The sequence below is a fragment of the Gibbsiella quercinecans genome, assembly GCF_002291425.1.
In the GTDB taxonomy this organism is placed as follows: domain Bacteria; phylum Pseudomonadota; class Gammaproteobacteria; order Enterobacterales; family Enterobacteriaceae; genus Gibbsiella; species Gibbsiella quercinecans.
In genome coordinates, this window is record NZ_CP014136.1 from 1,740,975 (window position 1) to 1,755,879 (window position 14,905).

Here is a 14,905-nt window from a genome sequence, read left to right on the forward strand (position 1 = left end):
CTTATGTTTTATATTATTGCGCTATCGCTGCTTGTCGTAGGGGCCGGGGGGATAACCCGGGTCTATATACGAAAACGGCGCAGAGAGAATATTTATCGCCTGCTGGTGCAGAATAGCCAATCGCTCGTTGTTTCTTCATCGGATAATAGCACGCCAGTTGAGAAAATAATGAAGAAAACCAGCCGACTGGTCTCCTGGACCGCGATGATGGATAAAAATATTGTCGCTAAAGTGTTAACCGCAGCGGCGGCGGTACTGATCCTGTTTGTGGTTGACGTATCAGGTGTTTATAGCTTTTCCCGGAACACGTTGTTCCTCTGTGTTTTATTTGTGGTGGTGGTGGTTATTTTGCTGCCTAATCTGATAAAAGAAATGACGATAAAAAAACACATGAAAAGAATCTCCGACGATCTGCCGTTTGTCATTGATATGATGGCAGTATGTGCGCAGTCGGGGATGACGATTGAAAAAGCATTACGCTATATCGCCGATAATATTTATGAAATCAACCCCAATATTGCCACTCTGTTCGACAGGGCAATGCTTAAAACAGAGGTTAACGGGATTAACGCTGCGCTGGAACAACTCTATGAGGAAGTTCCAGCAACGGAAGTTAGAATGTTGTGCTCTACCTTACAGCAGAGTATTAAATACGGCTCTTCGATTTACCAGGTCTTGATCGACCTTTCCAAAGAAATGCGTGAGCTACAGCTGCTGAATACAGAGGAAAAAGTAGCCAGCCTTTCAGCAAAAATGACGTTGCCGATGATAGCCTTCATCATGTTTCCATTACTGGTCATTGTTGCCGGGCCAGGTTTTGTAGGAATGGTGGCAGTATGGTCAAAATAATTAACCTTGCAGTGATACTGTCGATGCTTTTGACTGGCGGTTGCCAGACCCTCAGTAATAGCAACGAACTTGATGACAGCCAACGGGAATATATTCTCAGTAAGGTCAACAACTATAACGGACTGATTAAGCTTTATCGTGAAAAGCTCAGCCGCAAAGAAGATAAGGAGACCCGTTACCAACTGGCGAAATACTATTATATGGCGGAAGATTTTGAGTCTTCCCGCCAGTACCTGCAACCGCTGCTCACCAATAATTCAGATGAGCGAGCGCTATTGCTGGAAAGCAAGAACCTGCTGGAACTGGAGCGCCTGGCGGAGGCACAGGCGGCCATTTCCCAGGTGATTAAGCGCAATCCCAAAAACGGTGAAGCCTGGAATGTTCAGGGGATCCTGATGGCGCAAAATGGGGATTTTACGGGTGCATTCAGCGCGTTTAACCATGCAAGACAGCTTTTTGTTGATGACGATGTCGTCATCAACAATCTGGCGATGCTGGCAATTATGCAGGAAGATTACGCCACGGCCAGAGACTATCTGCTCACGCTATACAACCGGGGGCATGCGAGCCAGAAAGCGCTGCATAACCTGGTTTATGTTCTCGTAAAACTCCAGGACTTTACCGGTGCCGAGGGTATCCTGCAGCAGGAAAAACTGTCCGATCATGCCGGGGGGCTGGTAGAAGCGCTGGCAAAAGTTAACCCGCGCCCGCATGCGCAGACGGCCCGACTGCCTGTTGCTAAACCGGCTCCGCAGCCGGTGAACCCGGGGGTAAAGGGAAAAGCCTCTCCGCCGGTATTACAGATTGCTGCGGCAAAAGATGCCTCTGCCCCCGTGAAAGATGAGATTACCCGGTTGCTGGAAAGCAAATCCGGGCTGGCCAAAACAGCGGTGCTGCCGGAAACGGCTTCTTTATCGGCCACCTACAAGCTGAAAGAGGCAAAGGGAACCGCCTCTCCGCCGGTATTACAGGCTACCGCGGCAAAAGATGCCTCTGGCCCCGTGAAAGATGAGATTACCCGGTTGCTGGAAAGCAAATCCGGGCTGGCTAAAACAGCGGTGCTGTCGGAAACGGCTTCTTTATCGGTCACCCAGAATCTGAAAGAGGTTTCCGCGGTGCGCTGCGGGCGACATCAAGGGTATTTCAGGATGACGCTGGAATCGCGGCAGGCCATTAATTTCCGAGAGCTACCCGGTGCTGATAAAAATAAGCGTGTATTCGAACTCCATAATGTCCGGCTGGGGCCGCATTTGCTCCGGGCGGCTAACGATATTCCACGTAAGCATCCAGATATTAATAAATTGACCTTTTATCAGAACCGGCCAGACACTGTTCTGATTGAGTTTGAATTTACACATTCGCTGGCTAAAACAAAGATATTCAGACTGGCAGCAAACAAGACTGCCGGGGAACGGCTGGTATTTGATATTTATTATGGATAATTAGCGCAGCAAATTTCAATGCGGGAATAATCATTATGAAAATCTATGAGTACAAGGGGCTGCTGGTGCAGGTGCCTACAGGCGTCACGCATCTGATGATCGGCGCGGATGGGCTGCTGCGTGGCTATCGTAATAAGCCGGATACATCGCGGCCCCGGCCGTGGGAAACCAATGAAAGTATTCTTCCCTGCGCGCTTAACTGGGAAACATCACTCAGTGACATTGCCGAGCTGCGGGAATATTCACCGATTATTATTCATGAGTCTGTGCCACCCGGCACGGAACGTTTCAGCGCCGGGGACAAATATACGCTTCACTCGGCCGTCAATGAAGAACTTTGTCTGACCTCAGAAGTTCATGCGGTGGTTAGCTGCTATACACCGGGCATGAAGCCATGGTGCCAGATATTAAAACTGAAGGTGGAAGGCCTTTCCATCGACAATATATTACTGGCAAATGTTAAAGAAGTTATTCATGACTTAAAGGTCTCTGATTAATCACAACGGGATTAATCCCACAGGAGCAAAGAATGGCGGAAATGGAAAAGTTACTTGATGGACTGGTCAACCTGGATGGGGCCCTGGGTGCAGCGTTAGTGGATGCCCGAAATGGCATGTTATTACACGGCGTGGGATCTGCCGGGCTGGATATCGAAATTGCTGCGGCGGCCATTACCGATGTTCTGCGCGCGAATATGAAGATGCTGAGATTAATGGCAAGCAGCGATGAGGTGGAAGATATCCTGATTACGCTGGGAAAACAGTATCACATACTCCGGCCGGTGAAGGCGGTGGACGGCGTGTTTGTTTATACCATTCTGGATCGCCGCAATGGCAATCTGGCGCTGGCGAGACGCAAAGTCACGAACGTTGAAGAAACTATCGTCGTTTTATAAGTGGCCTCCGCCTGCCTGGCGCAGGCGGACTGCATAGGGAACCTCGGGATGATAAAAGACTATAAGGTGATCCTGGTGGGACGTAGCGGCTCCGGCAAAACGACGGCTATCCGCAGCGTGAGTGAGATCAGCGTCGTTTCAACGGATGTGCGGGCATCGGATCGATGCGCAACGGATAAAGAAACCACTACCGTGGGTTTTGATTACGGTGAGCTGACCGTTCCGGGTGGGCAAAACCGCATGCGGCTATATGGCGCACCGGGGCAGGAGCGCTTCACTTTTATGCGGGAGATTCTGGAACGCGGCAGCGTTGGGTTATTGCTCCTGGTGGATAATCACCGGCCCGATCCACTGGAAGAAACCCGCGGCTGGCTACGGGCGCTGAAATCCGGCCCGATAGTGGGAAAGGCCATCGTGCTGCTGGGCATTGTTAAATGTGATTTATCCCCTTTGCCGGACGTTGAGCAATACAAAAAGCTGCTCCGCGAGGAGGGGCTGTTCTTCCCTGTCGCCATGCTGGATGCCCGCAGGCCGGAGAGCGTTTTATTGCTGCTGAAAGCACTGTTTTATCAACTTGAACGTGCCAGAGATAAAGAGGTTTAATCCTGATGACAAGCATACTTCCTTTCGACATCAAAGATTCCGGAACCGTTTCCCGTGAATTCAGTCAACCCGTGCAGCAATTGCTGTTGCAGTTTGCCCAGGCCCATCCCGTGATAGGAGAGCTCCTGGTCGCCACCGCTGATGGCTATGAAGTAGCGGCGGTTTTGAAAGAAGAGGATCCTGGGCGGCTACATAAAATTGCGGCGATGACCAGTTCTGTGCTTGGGATTGGTACCGCGATGCTGAACGAAATTGATGCCGGAGAGCAAAAAGCCATCACCATTGAAGGCGGGACGGACAATATTTTGCTCTGGAAAATAGCCTCCCGGCCCCAGCCTTTGTGCCTGACTGCCATTGCCTCCTCCCAGGAGCCGCTTGGGCAACTTTTCTGGTTGTTGCGCCAGCTGGCAGGAAGCATTGCCGGGCTCTGTAATATGCCGCAAGACACGCAACCACCGCAGGAAAATTATTATGAATAATCAATTAATGATGTTGCTTGCCGTCAGATTATGCTGTGCGGATGTCAGCTGCGGCTTTATTCCCATTGCGCCGGTGCTGGGAAACCGGGAGGCGTTAATCCAGCAGCGTTTGTTCTGGCATCAGGAATGGCTTAATCGGCTGGGCCGCAACATGCTGCAGGGCATAAGCACTCCTGATATTTTTCCACATCTGATAACACAGGCGGTGGAGTTAACCTGTGCAGATATCATCAGTGATGCCATTGCGGTGGCACCGGTACTTTACGATCGTGACACAAAAATAACAGAAAGCGTCACCACGTATTTTTCCTGGCTACAGGTTTGCGCCGCTGATTATGCTGAAGAGAGTGAACCAACGGTGGGCGAAGAGGATATCCATTCGCGTTAAAGGAAATACGCTGACTATTTTATCGCAGTGAGGCATATAAAGTGGATATCGCAGGGTTATTAAATACCGGGATAAGTATTATGCTTATCTACGTTTGCTATACGGATATACGCTGGCGTCGTATACCTAACCGGGCAACGCTGATTATACTTCTTCTCTCTTTATTATCAGGGTTTGTACATATGCCATATCCAGCAATAGTGCTGCCTTGCTTGCTATTGGCGTTGGGTTTTTTCGCGTCGATGGTGAATTTAATTGGTGCCGGAGATGTTAAGTTAGTCAGCGCGTTGGCTGTTGCTCTGACGGCTTCAGAAACGGGCGATTTCTTATTGCTGACGGGCATCTCCGGCATCCCCGTTTCCGTTGCCAGCTTGCTGTATTTTTATTTTTTCGATCGCCAAAAGCGCGCATCGGTGCCCTATGCGCTGGCTATTAGCTGCGGGTACTGGCTACGGATGGCGACGTGAATAGCATGCCGATATACCCAAAATAACGACTGGTGGATCTATGTCAAAAAAGATGACAGGCGCCCTGAATAAGTATTTATGGAGTGAACGGGGGGTTGTCGCCATGGAATTTTCTATGGTGTTTATTCCCTTTATTATTTCAATACTCTTTATTGCCGAAATGTGTCGGGTAGTATTTATCTCATCTGCGCTGGATCTCATTACGTCTGAGTCCGGTCATATTGCTTCTATTACCCAGGTGCCGGAGAACTATCAGCTTTATTTTAATGATGAGATAAATAAACGCATGGCAAGCTGGCCGCTGATTTCACGTGATGTACATGTTGAGCTGTCGGTAACCTGGTGTGACAGTATCGCCGCCGTTATCAACAACACCTGTACCACAACGGATGCAACAGGTAAGCCGCTGGCGTTTTATAAAGTGACCACGGATTATCAGCCGCTGTTTTTTTTCTTTCCTAATCAAAGTGTCATACGCGAGCTGAGCCGCAGAATTTTACTTGTCCAGGAATTTCAGCGAGAAACAGAAAATGATGGGTGAAAAGGGTAAATATACAGAACGCTTTCTGTGTGAGGAACGCGGTGCCGTGGCGATCGAGGCTGGCCTGTACTTCGTGGTTTTCTTTCTGCTGTGTGCCCTGTTGTTGGATTTCAGCGCCGTATTTCTTAATAAAAGCTATCTGGAGCGCGTAACGCACTCCCTCGCAAGCGTCGTACGTGAAAGAAAGGTCTTTTACAATGAAAACGAAGCGATAAGCCAGCAGGATGCTAACGATCTTTACGCTCTGGCTGGCGTCCTGCTGGAAGAGAGCCGCCTGGCTGATAGCCATTACCAACTGGTGGTGGAGGCTGTTTTTTTTCAATCCAGCACCAGCAAAAAAGTGGCCAGCACGCAGTCTTTCTCCAGCGGGACCGTGACCTGCAACGTTCCGGTTTCAATAACCAGTGCCCAGATTACAGATTTGTCTCCGTGGCATACCGATGGGCGCTGGCTGCCTGTTTATCAGATCACGCTGTGTGTGCCGGGCGGCGAAAGTTTGTTTAAACGCCTGCTGGGCACTGTCGGAATAACGATTGGCGATCTCGCCGTCAGTAATGCAGTTATTCCGCGTTAATACTGTTCCTCATGGGTGAGGTGAAAAAATTATGCGAAACCTGTTATTTCGGTTTGTCGTGCGTCCGTTACGCAAGGAATACGGAGCGATAACCGTCATGTTTGCCATTATGTTTCCGCTACTGATTATGTTTTATTCCGTGGCGTATGATGGCGCGCGTTTTCAAAGTAGCCGCGCCAGACTGGCGGATGGCCTTAATCAAGGGGTTCTGGCGGTCGCCATGGTGGATAACCGCAACGCGACCAGTGCGGACGAAACCGCGAATATTACCCTGCTGCATAGTTATCTTTCATATTATTTGCCGGATGCGACGATCTCTAAAAACGATCTGAAGATTACGGTGGCAATGAATTACAGCACGTCTGGCAAGGTTGAGTCCGTGGACTATACGGGCAGCGGCAAGGCCAGCGTTCAGCCCATCATCGGTGCCCAGAGAGAGGTGGGCTTCGATTCATCGCTTGACCTCCGGGCCGACAGTAGTGCGGGCGTGGTCAGAAGAACCATTGAGGAAGTCGAATACCCTACAGACTATGCATTAGTGCTGGATTTTTCGGGATCAATGTTAAGTGCTTCTGCGGAACCCGGCCTGACAAGAATTGCACTGTTGCGTAAAGTGGTGACTGAATTCATGGACGAAATACTGTCAGATGAGTCATCTAATACGGTAGGTATTATTCCCTTTACTTCCGGCGTATCTGTTATTCTTCCCGGAGAGAATATTGCTGGGGGGAATAATTTTGGCTGCTCCCATGTAGGTAAACTGAAATCGGAATACGCAGGAGTGGATTTGAACTTCTGGTATAATAAAAAATTATACTACTACAGTTCGTCATTGCCAGCTCAAACGTCGCAATATTACCAACTCGATCAATCCTTATACAATTATTATAAAAATGTAGTTTCTCCAGCAACGGGATATAGTATGGATGACATGGTTAATAAAAGCTGGTGTGTTAAAAATCCCCGATACGGCGAGTCATATGGCCGGGCCCTGTATAGTTGTGATGCCGACTCGCGCGCAAACCTGTTTGATAATTATACCGAATTTTTAGAAACTCGCTCGGCGGCACAAAAATTAATGTATTATGCTTATTACTACCTCACAATGTTCAATACCGTTACAATGGATTTTGACGGCTTACTGGCGGACGGTTTTATGTTTTCAGATAAGGCGGTGACAACCTATAATTATATGGTCAACCTTATTGCTGAACGACCATTTTATTATGATTGTTATTCGACATTTGGCAGCATCACTGCTGCAACGGCAAGCAACACCTTGAAAAGTAAAACGGCTAAACCTGCCTCTTATCTTATCGAGTTAACAAATGATCGCAGTATTATTGACGAATTTAACGACATGCAGGTAACTGGTGGCGCAACCTACGTAACCTCGGGCCTACTGCGTGCACTTCCTGTAATAGCCAAAGGTGTTAATCAGCGAAAGGTAATTATCGTAATATCAGATGGCCTTGACTCAGATAATGGAACCCTGGCGAAAAAGCTATTTGATGACTATTCGTTATGCGACAAAATAAAAGAGGGATTGCTGCGCTACCCTGAAGGAACGCCCACAGAACAGGCCGATATGTTCTTTATTTTTACGGTGAATAGTTCAGCATCTACCACCGCCCTTAATCTGTGGTCAAATTACTGCGTGGGCAAGGAGAATGTTTATCTGGCGACCAACTATCAGGATATGATTAATGTCCTGACGGGTATTGCCAAAAATTCTTCCGTCAAGTTTATCAATAAAAATGAGCAGGAATAGCCGGTTGATGTTACAAGGAGGTCTGCGTGATCGATTTCGCTTTTCTGGCTAATCAGTGTGCGCCTGATGTTGCACCACAGACACTGGAACGATTAATAAAAGTGGAATCATCGTTTAACCCCTATGCTATTGGCGTCGTGGGCGGCCGCCTGGCGCGCCAGCCCAGGCATAAAGAAGAAGCCATCGCCACCGCGTTATATCTGGAGCTGGCTGGCTGGAACTTTTCGATGGGGCTGGGCCAGGTTAACCGCTATAACCTGGACAAATACGGGCTGACCTATGAAACGGTCTTCGATCCCTGCCATAACGCCCGTGCCGCCGCCGGTATTTTTAATGAGTGCCTGCAGCGTGCTTCCGGAAAGTTTGCCGGGCAACAGGCGCAACTGGCGGCCTTTTCATGCTATTACAGCGGCAATTTCAGGCGCGGATTTGTACCGGAAGGCCAGGCGCAAACCAGCTACGTCGAGCGGATTATGGCGGTAAAACCCACGCTTCCCACAAACACCGCCACGGCCATTACAGTGATCCCGAACGGCAAAACCCGCCCCGCCGTGAAGCCACCTTCCGCCGAAGAAAACAAGCAAACGCAATCAGGGGCGAAAATATCACAGCTCGGCAATACCACAACGATGGGAGTTAAGACACTACGAGGAGACTGAATAGCGATACGTGTTAGGCAGCCAATGCACCTGCAGCTTTGCTGCCGGATACCCCACTATGACGGGGATAATATAGAGACGAAAAAAAACCGTACGCCTATGACAGCAATACGGTTTTTTTCGTCCTGAGATGTAAAAGTACACCTCGGAATAGATTAAGTGGCGGAACGGACGGGGCTCGAACCCGCGACCCCCTGCGTGACAGGCAGGTATTCTAACCAACTGAACTACCGCTCCGCGCTAGCCCCTTGCGGGGACGACGCGAATATTACGGTTGCCCTTCGTTGCCGTCAATGCCTTTTTCTCATAAAAATAACCGTTTGCACAGTTTTTCAACGAAAACGCAGCCAAACTATCAGCCAGTTTTATTGCCCCTACTCGCGGCAAACAAACCGGTTAAGCTCGCCACAGGCAGCTACCGCCTTTTTTCACCACCAGATCCAGGCGCGCTTCGTGGGCGGCCAGGTCGTCATCGCTGGCATACACCACTTTCATCGCCGAAGCTGGGCGCGCAATACGCTGGATATCCTGGCTGGCATTAGCTTGCTGGGTGTCCCCTTCCATCTGGAATGCCATTGACGTCTGGCCACCGGTCATGGCCAGATAAACTTCCGCCAGGATCTCGGCATCGAGCAATGCGCCGTGCAGCGTTCGTTTGCTGTTATCTATCTCGTAACGGTTGCACAACGCATCCAGGTTATTACGCTTGCCCGGGAACAGGCGGCGCGCCATCAACAGACTATCGGTGATAGTACAAAAGGTCTCGGTTTTTGGGATATCCCGCTTCAGCATGCGGAACTCATAATCCATAAAGCCGATATCAAACGTTGCGTTATGGATCACCAGTTCGCCGCCGCGGATAAACGCCAAAAACTCATCGGCAACCTGCGCAAACGTCGGCTTGTCTGCCAGAAATTCGTCGCTGATGCCATGTACGTTATAGGCTTCGGGATCCACCTGCCTGTCCGGGCGAATATAAACGTGGTAATGGCGCCCGGTCAGACGGCGGTTAATCACTTCGACGGCGCCGATTTCAATAATCCGGTGGCCTTCATAGTGAACCCCGAGTTTGTTCATACCGGTGGTTTCGGTATCAAGAACGATTTGTCTGGTTGGTGTAGAGATCATATGCAGTGCTCGCAGCGCTCGTTTATGTCAGACTTGGCTTTTATAAAACTAAGAGGAAGAGTCTACCAGATATGCTCAAACAGGTAGAAATTTTCACCGACGGCTCCTGCCTCGGCAACCCAGGCCCCGGCGGCTACGGCGCTATTTTACGTTACAAACAACACGAGAAAACCTTTCATACCGGTTACCGCTTGACCACCAATAACCGGATGGAACTGATGGCGGCGATCGTGGCGCTGGAAGCGCTCACCACGCCGTGCGAAGTGATCCTCAGCACCGACAGCCAGTATGTGCGCCAGGGCATCACCCAGTGGATCCACAATTGGAAAAAGCGCGGCTGGAAAACCGCTGATAAAAAACCGGTGAAAAACGTTGATCTGTGGCAGCGGCTGGATCAGGCCATACAGCACCACACCATCCGCTGGGTGTGGGTCAAAGGCCATGCCGGCCACCCGGAAAACGAACGCTGCGACGAATTGGCGCGCGCAGCCGCCGGTAACCCTACCCAGGACGACGTAGGTTACCAGCCGGAAGCCTAAGGCAGTTTGCGATAGCTCTTGGTCGCGCCCACCGCGCGGCTAAGAGAAGGTTTCCGCGCCCCCACCTTCATCGGCACCGGCGTCAACGGCACGGTGCGCTTACGCGCCACAATCACGCTCATGCATCCCAGCGCCGGCAAATGCGTACTCAGGAACTTCCCCCCCAGGCGGTGCCACGGCAACACCTGAAAACGCGCCTGATACAGCACCTCGTAGTTAAGCAGGCTCAGCCAGTCCAACAGGCGCATCTGGGTAAACATCCGGCTTGCGTAGGGCTGCCGCCGGCGCAGGCCCGGCACCAGTTTCCCCAGCCCCAACAGGCTGAACGGATTAAAACTGCTGATTACCAGCCAGCCGTCGTCGATCAGCACCCGATCAACCTCACGCAGCATACGATGGGGATCGTCAGCAAAGGAGAGCGTATGCGCCAGCAAGCAGGCATCCACCGATTTTGCCGCAAACGGCAGTTGATAAGGCGCCGCAATCACTTGCAAGTTATCACCTTCCAGGCCAACGTTAACCTGGTGGGAAATAGCACATTTTTCCGTCGCCAGCTCGGCGCTGAGGTTACCCAATTTCAGCAGGTGAAAACCAAACAGTTTCGGCCACCAGGGTTGCAACTGCCGTTCAAGCGCATCACGATAATACTCGCCCCACAGCAAACCGCCCCACGAGCGCGGGCTGTTCAGCTTTTGTAGCGTATGGGCTGGTCGCATGATTTATTATCTTCTTTCGAGACATTGCCAATGAGGGGTCCGCCATGAATCTTATCAGCATTCCTGCCCTGCAGGATAATTACATTTGGCTATTGGATAACCAGGAAGGGCACTGCATCATCGTCGATCCTGGCGAAGCCGCGCCCGTGCTTGCCGCGCTCCAACGCCTTCAACTGATCCCTGACGCCATTTTGCTTACCCACCATCACCATGACCACGTAGGCGGCGTTAAACAGCTTGTTGCGCAATATCCCGGCCTGGTGGTTTATGGGCCGCAGGAAACCGCCGATAAAGGGGCGACGCAGATTGTAAAAGATGGCGATCTGCTGGCAATCAACGGCCGGAAATACAGCGTCTTCGCCGTTCCCGGGCACACACTCGGCCACGTGGCATACTACAGCGCGCCTTATTTATTTTGCGGCGATACGATGTTCTCGGCTGGCTGCGGCAAACTATTTGAAGGCACGGCGGAGCAAATGTACCAATCATTTCAACGGATCGCGCAACTTCCTGATGAAACCCTGATTTGTTGCGCACATGAATATACTCTTTCAAATCTTAAGTTTTCGCGGGCAATTTTACCGGAAGATCGACGAATTGAAACGTATCAACAACAAGTTGAAGCAACAAGGGCAAAACAGCAACCCAGCGTACCAACAACATTGCAATTAGAGCGTAAAATTAACCTGTTTTTACGCTGCCATGACGCTGATTTACAAAAGAAATTGGGTTTTAACTCTCCACCCAAGCAGCTTCATTCGGTTTTTTCCGAATTACGCCTGCGGAAAGACAACTTCTAAGCTTTTGGTTGTTTTGTTTGGTGAAGCAAAGTATGATTGCTCGTCTTTTAAGCAACCTATATTGACACACACATGAAGGCTAAAGCGATAATACTCGCCTCAGTCTTGCTAGTCGGGTGCCAGTCGTCCAGGCAGGACGCGCCGGCACCAGTGCAGCATGCACAGAGTCTGTCTTCGGCAGGTCAAGAAAGTGAAGCAGGAAAGTACACAGAAAATGGCCGAGCGAGCTCGGCGCGGTGGCTGGATAACAACAGTGGTGCCGCGCAACAAGATCTGTGGAACTTCATTAGTGACGAACTGAAGATGGAGGTTCCGGAAAATTCCCGGATCCGTGAACAAAAAAGAAAGTATCTAAAAAGTAAGAGCTATCTCCACGATGTAACATTACGGGCAGAGCCGTACATGTACTGGATAGTCGGGCAAATCAAGAAACGCAACATGCCGATGGAACTGGTACTGCTACCCATAGTGGAGAGCGCTTTTGACCCACACGCCACATCAAGTGCCAACGCCGCAGGGCTATGGCAGATTGTACCGCAAACGGGTCGTAATTATGGTTTGAAGAACAATCAGTGGTATGACGGGCGCCGTGATGTGGTTGCCTCGACGACTGCTGCGCTGGACATGATGCAGCGCTTGAACCGCATGTTTGACGGTGACTGGTTATTGACCGTTGCTGCCTATAACAGTGGTGAAGGCCGCGTGATGCAGGCGCTGAAAGCCAATAAACGCCAGGGTAAGCCAACCAATTTCTGGGCATTGTCGCTTCCGCGTGAAACGTCAATCTATGTTCCGAAAATGCTGGCACTGAGCGACATCATCAAAAACAGCAAGCGCTATGGTGTTCGTCTGCCAAAAACAGATGAAACCCGTGCGCTGGCCCGTGTTGATGTTGGGCAGCAGATACAGTTAACTCAGGCGGCTGAGCTGGCAGGGTTGCCGATCAGTAAAATGAAGGCGTATAACCCGGGCTATAAGAAAGGCGTAACCGCACCAAACGGGCCTCATTACATCATGGTGCCCAAGGTGAATGCCGATCAGTTGAAAGACTCTTTGGTCGATGTACGCATCGCTGCTTCGCAACCGACGACCCAGTTGGCCAAGAACAGCAGTGTGACGAGCAATACCACGTATAAAGTGCGCTCCGGCGATACCTTATCCGCGATTGCTAAACGGCTGAACATCAGTACCCGGGATCTGCAGAACTGGAACAACCTGCATGCGAAGAGCACGCTGAAAGTTGGCCAGAACCTGCAAGTCGCCAGCAATAGCGGCAGCAACAGCAGCATTACCTATCAGGTTCGCCGCGGTGATTCGCTTGCCAGCATTGCACAGCGCCATGGCGTAAATATTGATGATGTGATGCGTTGGAACACCATGCTTGGCAAGGGCAACAGCCTGCAGCCGGGCTTGAAGCTGACGCTGTTCGTCAATAACAAGATGTCGCCGGAAACCTAGCTCTCAGGGTTCTGCTTAATAAAAATGCCAGTCAGGCTTAGCCGGCTGGCATTTTTTTCATTTGATGGAAACAGGCTTGAACAGGCGCCTACCATCGGGGCTTATCAGTTTCGGGATAAAACTCGACCAACAGCGGGTTATGATCCGAGGCGCGCGTGACCAATACCGATGCGCCAGTCACCCCAAGATTACGGTAGAAAACAAAGTCCAGCGGGCGGCCAAACGCCGTACGGCGGTTATCATTGGCAAAGTTAACTTCACGTAGCGCCATGTCCGAAGCAAACTGATACAACGCATTGATACGCTTACGGCTCCAGGCATTGAAATCGCCGGCCATAATCACCGGGCCATTGTGGCTGGCAATCTGCTCACCAATCGGGCCCAGCTGTTTGCTGTAAACATCAACGCCCAGGCTAAAATTCACCGCATGGATGTTAACCACCATCAGCAGTTGGCCGTTGAACAACGGATACACCGTAATCAACGCTGATTTCGCCAGGCGCAAGAAAGGCTCGCGTTCACGTAGCGGGCAGCAATACACCGGTTGCGCCGCCGCCAGCGTCATCACACCAGAAGGGTGCTGCGGCAAAACGAACGCAGGCACCTGATCGGCCGCCTGGTAGTGCGAAGTGGCAAAACTGACCAGTTCAGGCGTGGTCTGCGCTTCCTGCAATAAAACCAGCTGCGCATCCCTGCCATAGCTTTGCAGTACAGAAAGCCAGTCAGCCCGCTGCTGCTTGAAAATATTCCATACCATGACGCGTAACGCCCCTGCCGTTGGCAAGGCCGCACCGAGCGGCAACGGCAGCTTCATGGCACCTGGGAAAATTCGCTCAACCGGCTGGCCAGCAACATACCTCATAGCATAAGTTCGTTTCGGCACGTTATTCGCCTTTCCCCATCAGATGAAAAATCACTTTCTAGCGTGAAACACCCGGCCCAAGCAGAGCCCTACATGGCCCGTACAGCCAGTAGCTTACTGATTATACGCCTGCGGTAAACGCCCGGCATGGCTTTTACCGCAGGCGTATTATTCAGTTATAAGGACGCCCGGTAACAATTTCAATCGGTAATAGGGTATATCTCTGTAAAGGTTGGTGATTATTAATGCGAAAACGATCCTGTATTCGGCGCGAAGGCACCAAATAAAAACAGAGAAAAGATGGCATGGGGAACATTAGACGAAAAAAAGCCCCGAGTCATTGACTCGGGGCTTCTTAATAAGTGGCGGAACGGACGGGGCTCGAACCCGCGACCCCCTGCGTGACAGGCAGGTATTCTAACCAACTGAACTACCGCTCCACCGATTTCTTTTACGCGGTATCTTTCGATACCTGCAAAACTGCTCATCGCAGCCCTGCTATTGCCAGCCGTCACGCTAACAACGTTGTTTGATGCCTGGCAGTGTCCTACTCTCGCATGGGGAGACCCCACACTACCATCGGCGCTACGGCGTTTCACTTCTGAGTTCGGCATGGGGTCAGGTGGGACCACCGCGCTATTGCCGCCAGGCAAATTCTGTTTCATTCCGGCCGTTGTGTACTTTCACACAACCACCAAAACCAATCTGTAAACAAGCTAAAAATCTCTGTCAAG

At 50.8% G+C, this 14,905-nt stretch carries 18 protein-coding genes, 2 tRNA genes and 1 rRNA gene; 15 read left to right on the forward strand and 6 right to left on the reverse strand.

The genetic code is table 11. From position 1 onward, the window contains the following. The first annotated feature begins 3 nt into the window (after positions 1-3). The 12 genes from ACN28Q_RS08085 to ACN28Q_RS08140 all read left to right on the forward strand — a co-directional run bounded on the left by ACN28Q_RS08085 (position 4) and on the right by ACN28Q_RS08140 (position 8,668). Positions 4-849, forward strand: a complete 846-nt coding sequence (locus ACN28Q_RS08085) for a type II secretion system F family protein (protein WP_095845878.1) — start codon at positions 4-6, stop codon at positions 847-849. 341 nt (positions 850-1,190) lie between these two features. Further along, entirely contained in the window at positions 1,191-2,291 is a 1,101-nt protein-coding gene (locus tag ACN28Q_RS08090) for a tetratricopeptide repeat protein (protein WP_131928986.1), read from the forward strand. Positions 2,292-2,326: 35 nt separating this feature from the next. Further along, positions 2,327-2,788 carry a hypothetical protein gene (locus tag ACN28Q_RS08095; protein ID WP_095845880.1) on the forward strand — a complete coding sequence of 154 codons (462 nt, stop codon included), beginning with the start codon at positions 2,327-2,329 and terminating at the stop codon, positions 2,786-2,788. 32 nt (positions 2,789-2,820) lie between these two features. Continuing rightward, positions 2,821-3,186, forward strand: a complete 366-nt coding sequence (locus ACN28Q_RS08100) for a roadblock/LC7 domain-containing protein (protein ID WP_095845881.1) — start codon at positions 2,821-2,823, stop codon at positions 3,184-3,186. A 48-nt stretch (positions 3,187-3,234) separates the two neighbouring features. Continuing rightward, on the forward strand, positions 3,235-3,789 hold the full coding sequence (locus tag ACN28Q_RS08105) for a GTP-binding protein (protein WP_230469459.1): 555 nt from the start codon (positions 3,235-3,237) through the stop codon (positions 3,787-3,789). Positions 3,790-3,794: 5 nt separating this feature from the next. Beyond that, a complete protein-coding gene (locus ACN28Q_RS08110; protein WP_121572386.1) occupies positions 3,795-4,268 on the forward strand; it encodes a roadblock/LC7 domain-containing protein in 474 nt (157 codons plus the stop codon). Beyond that, the gene (locus ACN28Q_RS08115; RefSeq protein WP_095845883.1) at positions 4,261-4,656 is read left to right on the forward strand and encodes a hypothetical protein; all 396 of its coding nucleotides are present in this window, start codon (positions 4,261-4,263) and stop codon (positions 4,654-4,656) included. Before ACN28Q_RS08110 ends, ACN28Q_RS08115 begins: the two co-directional genes overlap by 8 nt. Before the next feature lie 41 nt (positions 4,657-4,697). Further along, positions 4,698-5,123 (forward strand): A24 family peptidase, encoded by a 426-nt coding sequence (locus ACN28Q_RS08120; RefSeq protein WP_095845884.1) that lies wholly within the window; start codon positions 4,698-4,700, stop codon positions 5,121-5,123. Between the two features lie 40 nt (positions 5,124-5,163). Next, positions 5,164-5,664: a TadE/TadG family type IV pilus assembly protein gene (locus ACN28Q_RS08125; protein ID WP_131928987.1), complete on the forward strand. Its 501-nt coding sequence runs from the start codon at positions 5,164-5,166 to the stop codon at positions 5,662-5,664. Beyond that, positions 5,654-6,238, forward strand: a complete 585-nt coding sequence (gene tadF / locus ACN28Q_RS08130; protein ID WP_095845886.1) for a tight adherence pilus pseudopilin TadF — start codon at positions 5,654-5,656, stop codon at positions 6,236-6,238. Before ACN28Q_RS08125 ends, tadF begins: the two co-directional genes overlap by 11 nt. A 31-nt stretch (positions 6,239-6,269) precedes the next feature. After that, on the forward strand, positions 6,270-8,009 hold the full coding sequence (locus ACN28Q_RS08135) for a TadE/TadG family type IV pilus assembly protein (protein WP_131928988.1): 1,740 nt from the start codon (positions 6,270-6,272) through the stop codon (positions 8,007-8,009). Between the two features lie 26 nt (positions 8,010-8,035). Continuing rightward, on the forward strand, positions 8,036-8,668 hold the full coding sequence (locus ACN28Q_RS08140) for a lytic transglycosylase domain-containing protein (RefSeq protein WP_095845888.1): 633 nt from the start codon (positions 8,036-8,038) through the stop codon (positions 8,666-8,668). A 160-nt stretch (positions 8,669-8,828) separates the two neighbouring features. On the opposite strand, the gene ACN28Q_RS08145 is transcribed toward ACN28Q_RS08140, so the two are convergent. Both ACN28Q_RS08145 and dnaQ read right to left on the reverse strand, forming a co-directional pair. Then, a tRNA-Asp gene (locus ACN28Q_RS08145) sits at positions 8,829-8,905 on the reverse strand. 159 nt (positions 8,906-9,064) lie between these two features. Next, positions 9,065-9,796: a DNA polymerase III subunit epsilon gene (dnaQ, locus tag ACN28Q_RS08150; RefSeq protein WP_095845889.1), complete on the reverse strand. Its 732-nt coding sequence runs from the start codon at positions 9,794-9,796 to the stop codon at positions 9,065-9,067. Positions 9,797-9,867: 71 nt separating this feature from the next. Here dnaQ and rnhA point away from each other — a divergent pair, with 71 nt between their 5' ends. Next, positions 9,868-10,335 (forward strand): ribonuclease HI, encoded by a 468-nt coding sequence (rnhA, locus tag ACN28Q_RS08155; RefSeq protein WP_095845890.1) that lies wholly within the window; start codon positions 9,868-9,870, stop codon positions 10,333-10,335. Here the strand turns inward: rnhA and ACN28Q_RS08160 are convergent. Beyond that, entirely contained in the window at positions 10,332-11,051 is a 720-nt protein-coding gene (locus ACN28Q_RS08160; protein WP_095845891.1) for a class I SAM-dependent methyltransferase, read from the reverse strand. The genes rnhA and ACN28Q_RS08160 overlap by 4 nt on opposite strands. A gap of 44 nt (positions 11,052-11,095) precedes the next feature. Between ACN28Q_RS08160 and gloB the strand changes: the two genes are divergently transcribed. Then, positions 11,096-11,851, forward strand: coding sequence for a hydroxyacylglutathione hydrolase (gene gloB, locus ACN28Q_RS08165; RefSeq protein ID WP_095845892.1), 756 nt, complete (start codon positions 11,096-11,098; stop codon positions 11,849-11,851). Positions 11,852-11,923: 72 nt separating this feature from the next. Beyond that, the gene (mltD, locus tag ACN28Q_RS08170) at positions 11,924-13,309 is read left to right on the forward strand and encodes a murein transglycosylase D (RefSeq protein WP_095845893.1); all 1,386 of its coding nucleotides are present in this window, start codon (positions 11,924-11,926) and stop codon (positions 13,307-13,309) included. Between the two features lie 88 nt (positions 13,310-13,397). Here mltD and ACN28Q_RS08175 read toward each other — a convergent pair whose 3' ends face one another. The 3 genes from ACN28Q_RS08175 to rrf all read right to left on the reverse strand — a co-directional run bounded on the left by ACN28Q_RS08175 (position 13,398) and on the right by rrf (position 14,821). Further along, positions 13,398-14,192, reverse strand: a complete 795-nt coding sequence (locus tag ACN28Q_RS08175; protein WP_095845894.1) for an endonuclease/exonuclease/phosphatase family protein — start codon at positions 14,190-14,192, stop codon at positions 13,398-13,400. A 342-nt stretch (positions 14,193-14,534) separates the two neighbouring features. Next, positions 14,535-14,611: transfer RNA gene (locus ACN28Q_RS08180), tRNA-Asp, on the reverse strand. A gap of 94 nt (positions 14,612-14,705) precedes the next feature. Beyond that, positions 14,706-14,821 (reverse strand): 5S ribosomal RNA (gene rrf, locus ACN28Q_RS08185). Positions 14,822-14,905 lie beyond the last annotated feature (84 nt).

Excerpts from the sequence above, each read along its gene's own strand:
- ACN28Q_RS08125 (WP_131928987.1), top strand. The coding sequence starts at position 5,164 with ATGTCAAAAAAGATGACAGGCGCCCTGAATAAGTATTTATGGAGTGAA.
- dnaQ (WP_095845889.1), bottom strand. The coding sequence starts at position 9,796 with ATGATCTCTACACCAACCAGACAAATCGTTCTTGATACCGAAACCACC.
- tadF (WP_095845886.1), top strand. The coding sequence starts at position 5,654 with ATGATGGGTGAAAAGGGTAAATATACAGAACGCTTTCTGTGTGAGGAA.
- ACN28Q_RS08085 (WP_095845878.1), top strand. The coding sequence starts at position 4 with ATGTTTTATATTATTGCGCTATCGCTGCTTGTCGTAGGGGCCGGGGGG.
- gloB (WP_095845892.1), top strand. The coding sequence starts at position 11,096 with ATGAATCTTATCAGCATTCCTGCCCTGCAGGATAATTACATTTGGCTA.
- ACN28Q_RS08110 (WP_121572386.1), top strand. The coding sequence starts at position 3,795 with ATGACAAGCATACTTCCTTTCGACATCAAAGATTCCGGAACCGTTTCC.
- ACN28Q_RS08135 (WP_131928988.1), top strand. The coding sequence starts at position 6,270 with ATGCGAAACCTGTTATTTCGGTTTGTCGTGCGTCCGTTACGCAAGGAA.
- ACN28Q_RS08115 (WP_095845883.1), top strand. The coding sequence starts at position 4,261 with ATGAATAATCAATTAATGATGTTGCTTGCCGTCAGATTATGCTGTGCG.
- ACN28Q_RS08100 (WP_095845881.1), top strand. The coding sequence starts at position 2,821 with ATGGCGGAAATGGAAAAGTTACTTGATGGACTGGTCAACCTGGATGGG.
- mltD (WP_095845893.1), top strand. The coding sequence starts at position 11,924 with ATGAAGGCTAAAGCGATAATACTCGCCTCAGTCTTGCTAGTCGGGTGC.
- ACN28Q_RS08105 (WP_230469459.1), top strand. The coding sequence starts at position 3,235 with ATGATAAAAGACTATAAGGTGATCCTGGTGGGACGTAGCGGCTCCGGC.
- ACN28Q_RS08095 (WP_095845880.1), top strand. The coding sequence starts at position 2,327 with ATGAAAATCTATGAGTACAAGGGGCTGCTGGTGCAGGTGCCTACAGGC.
- ACN28Q_RS08160 (WP_095845891.1), bottom strand. The coding sequence starts at position 11,051 with ATGCGACCAGCCCATACGCTACAAAAGCTGAACAGCCCGCGCTCGTGG.
- rnhA (WP_095845890.1), top strand. The coding sequence starts at position 9,868 with ATGCTCAAACAGGTAGAAATTTTCACCGACGGCTCCTGCCTCGGCAAC.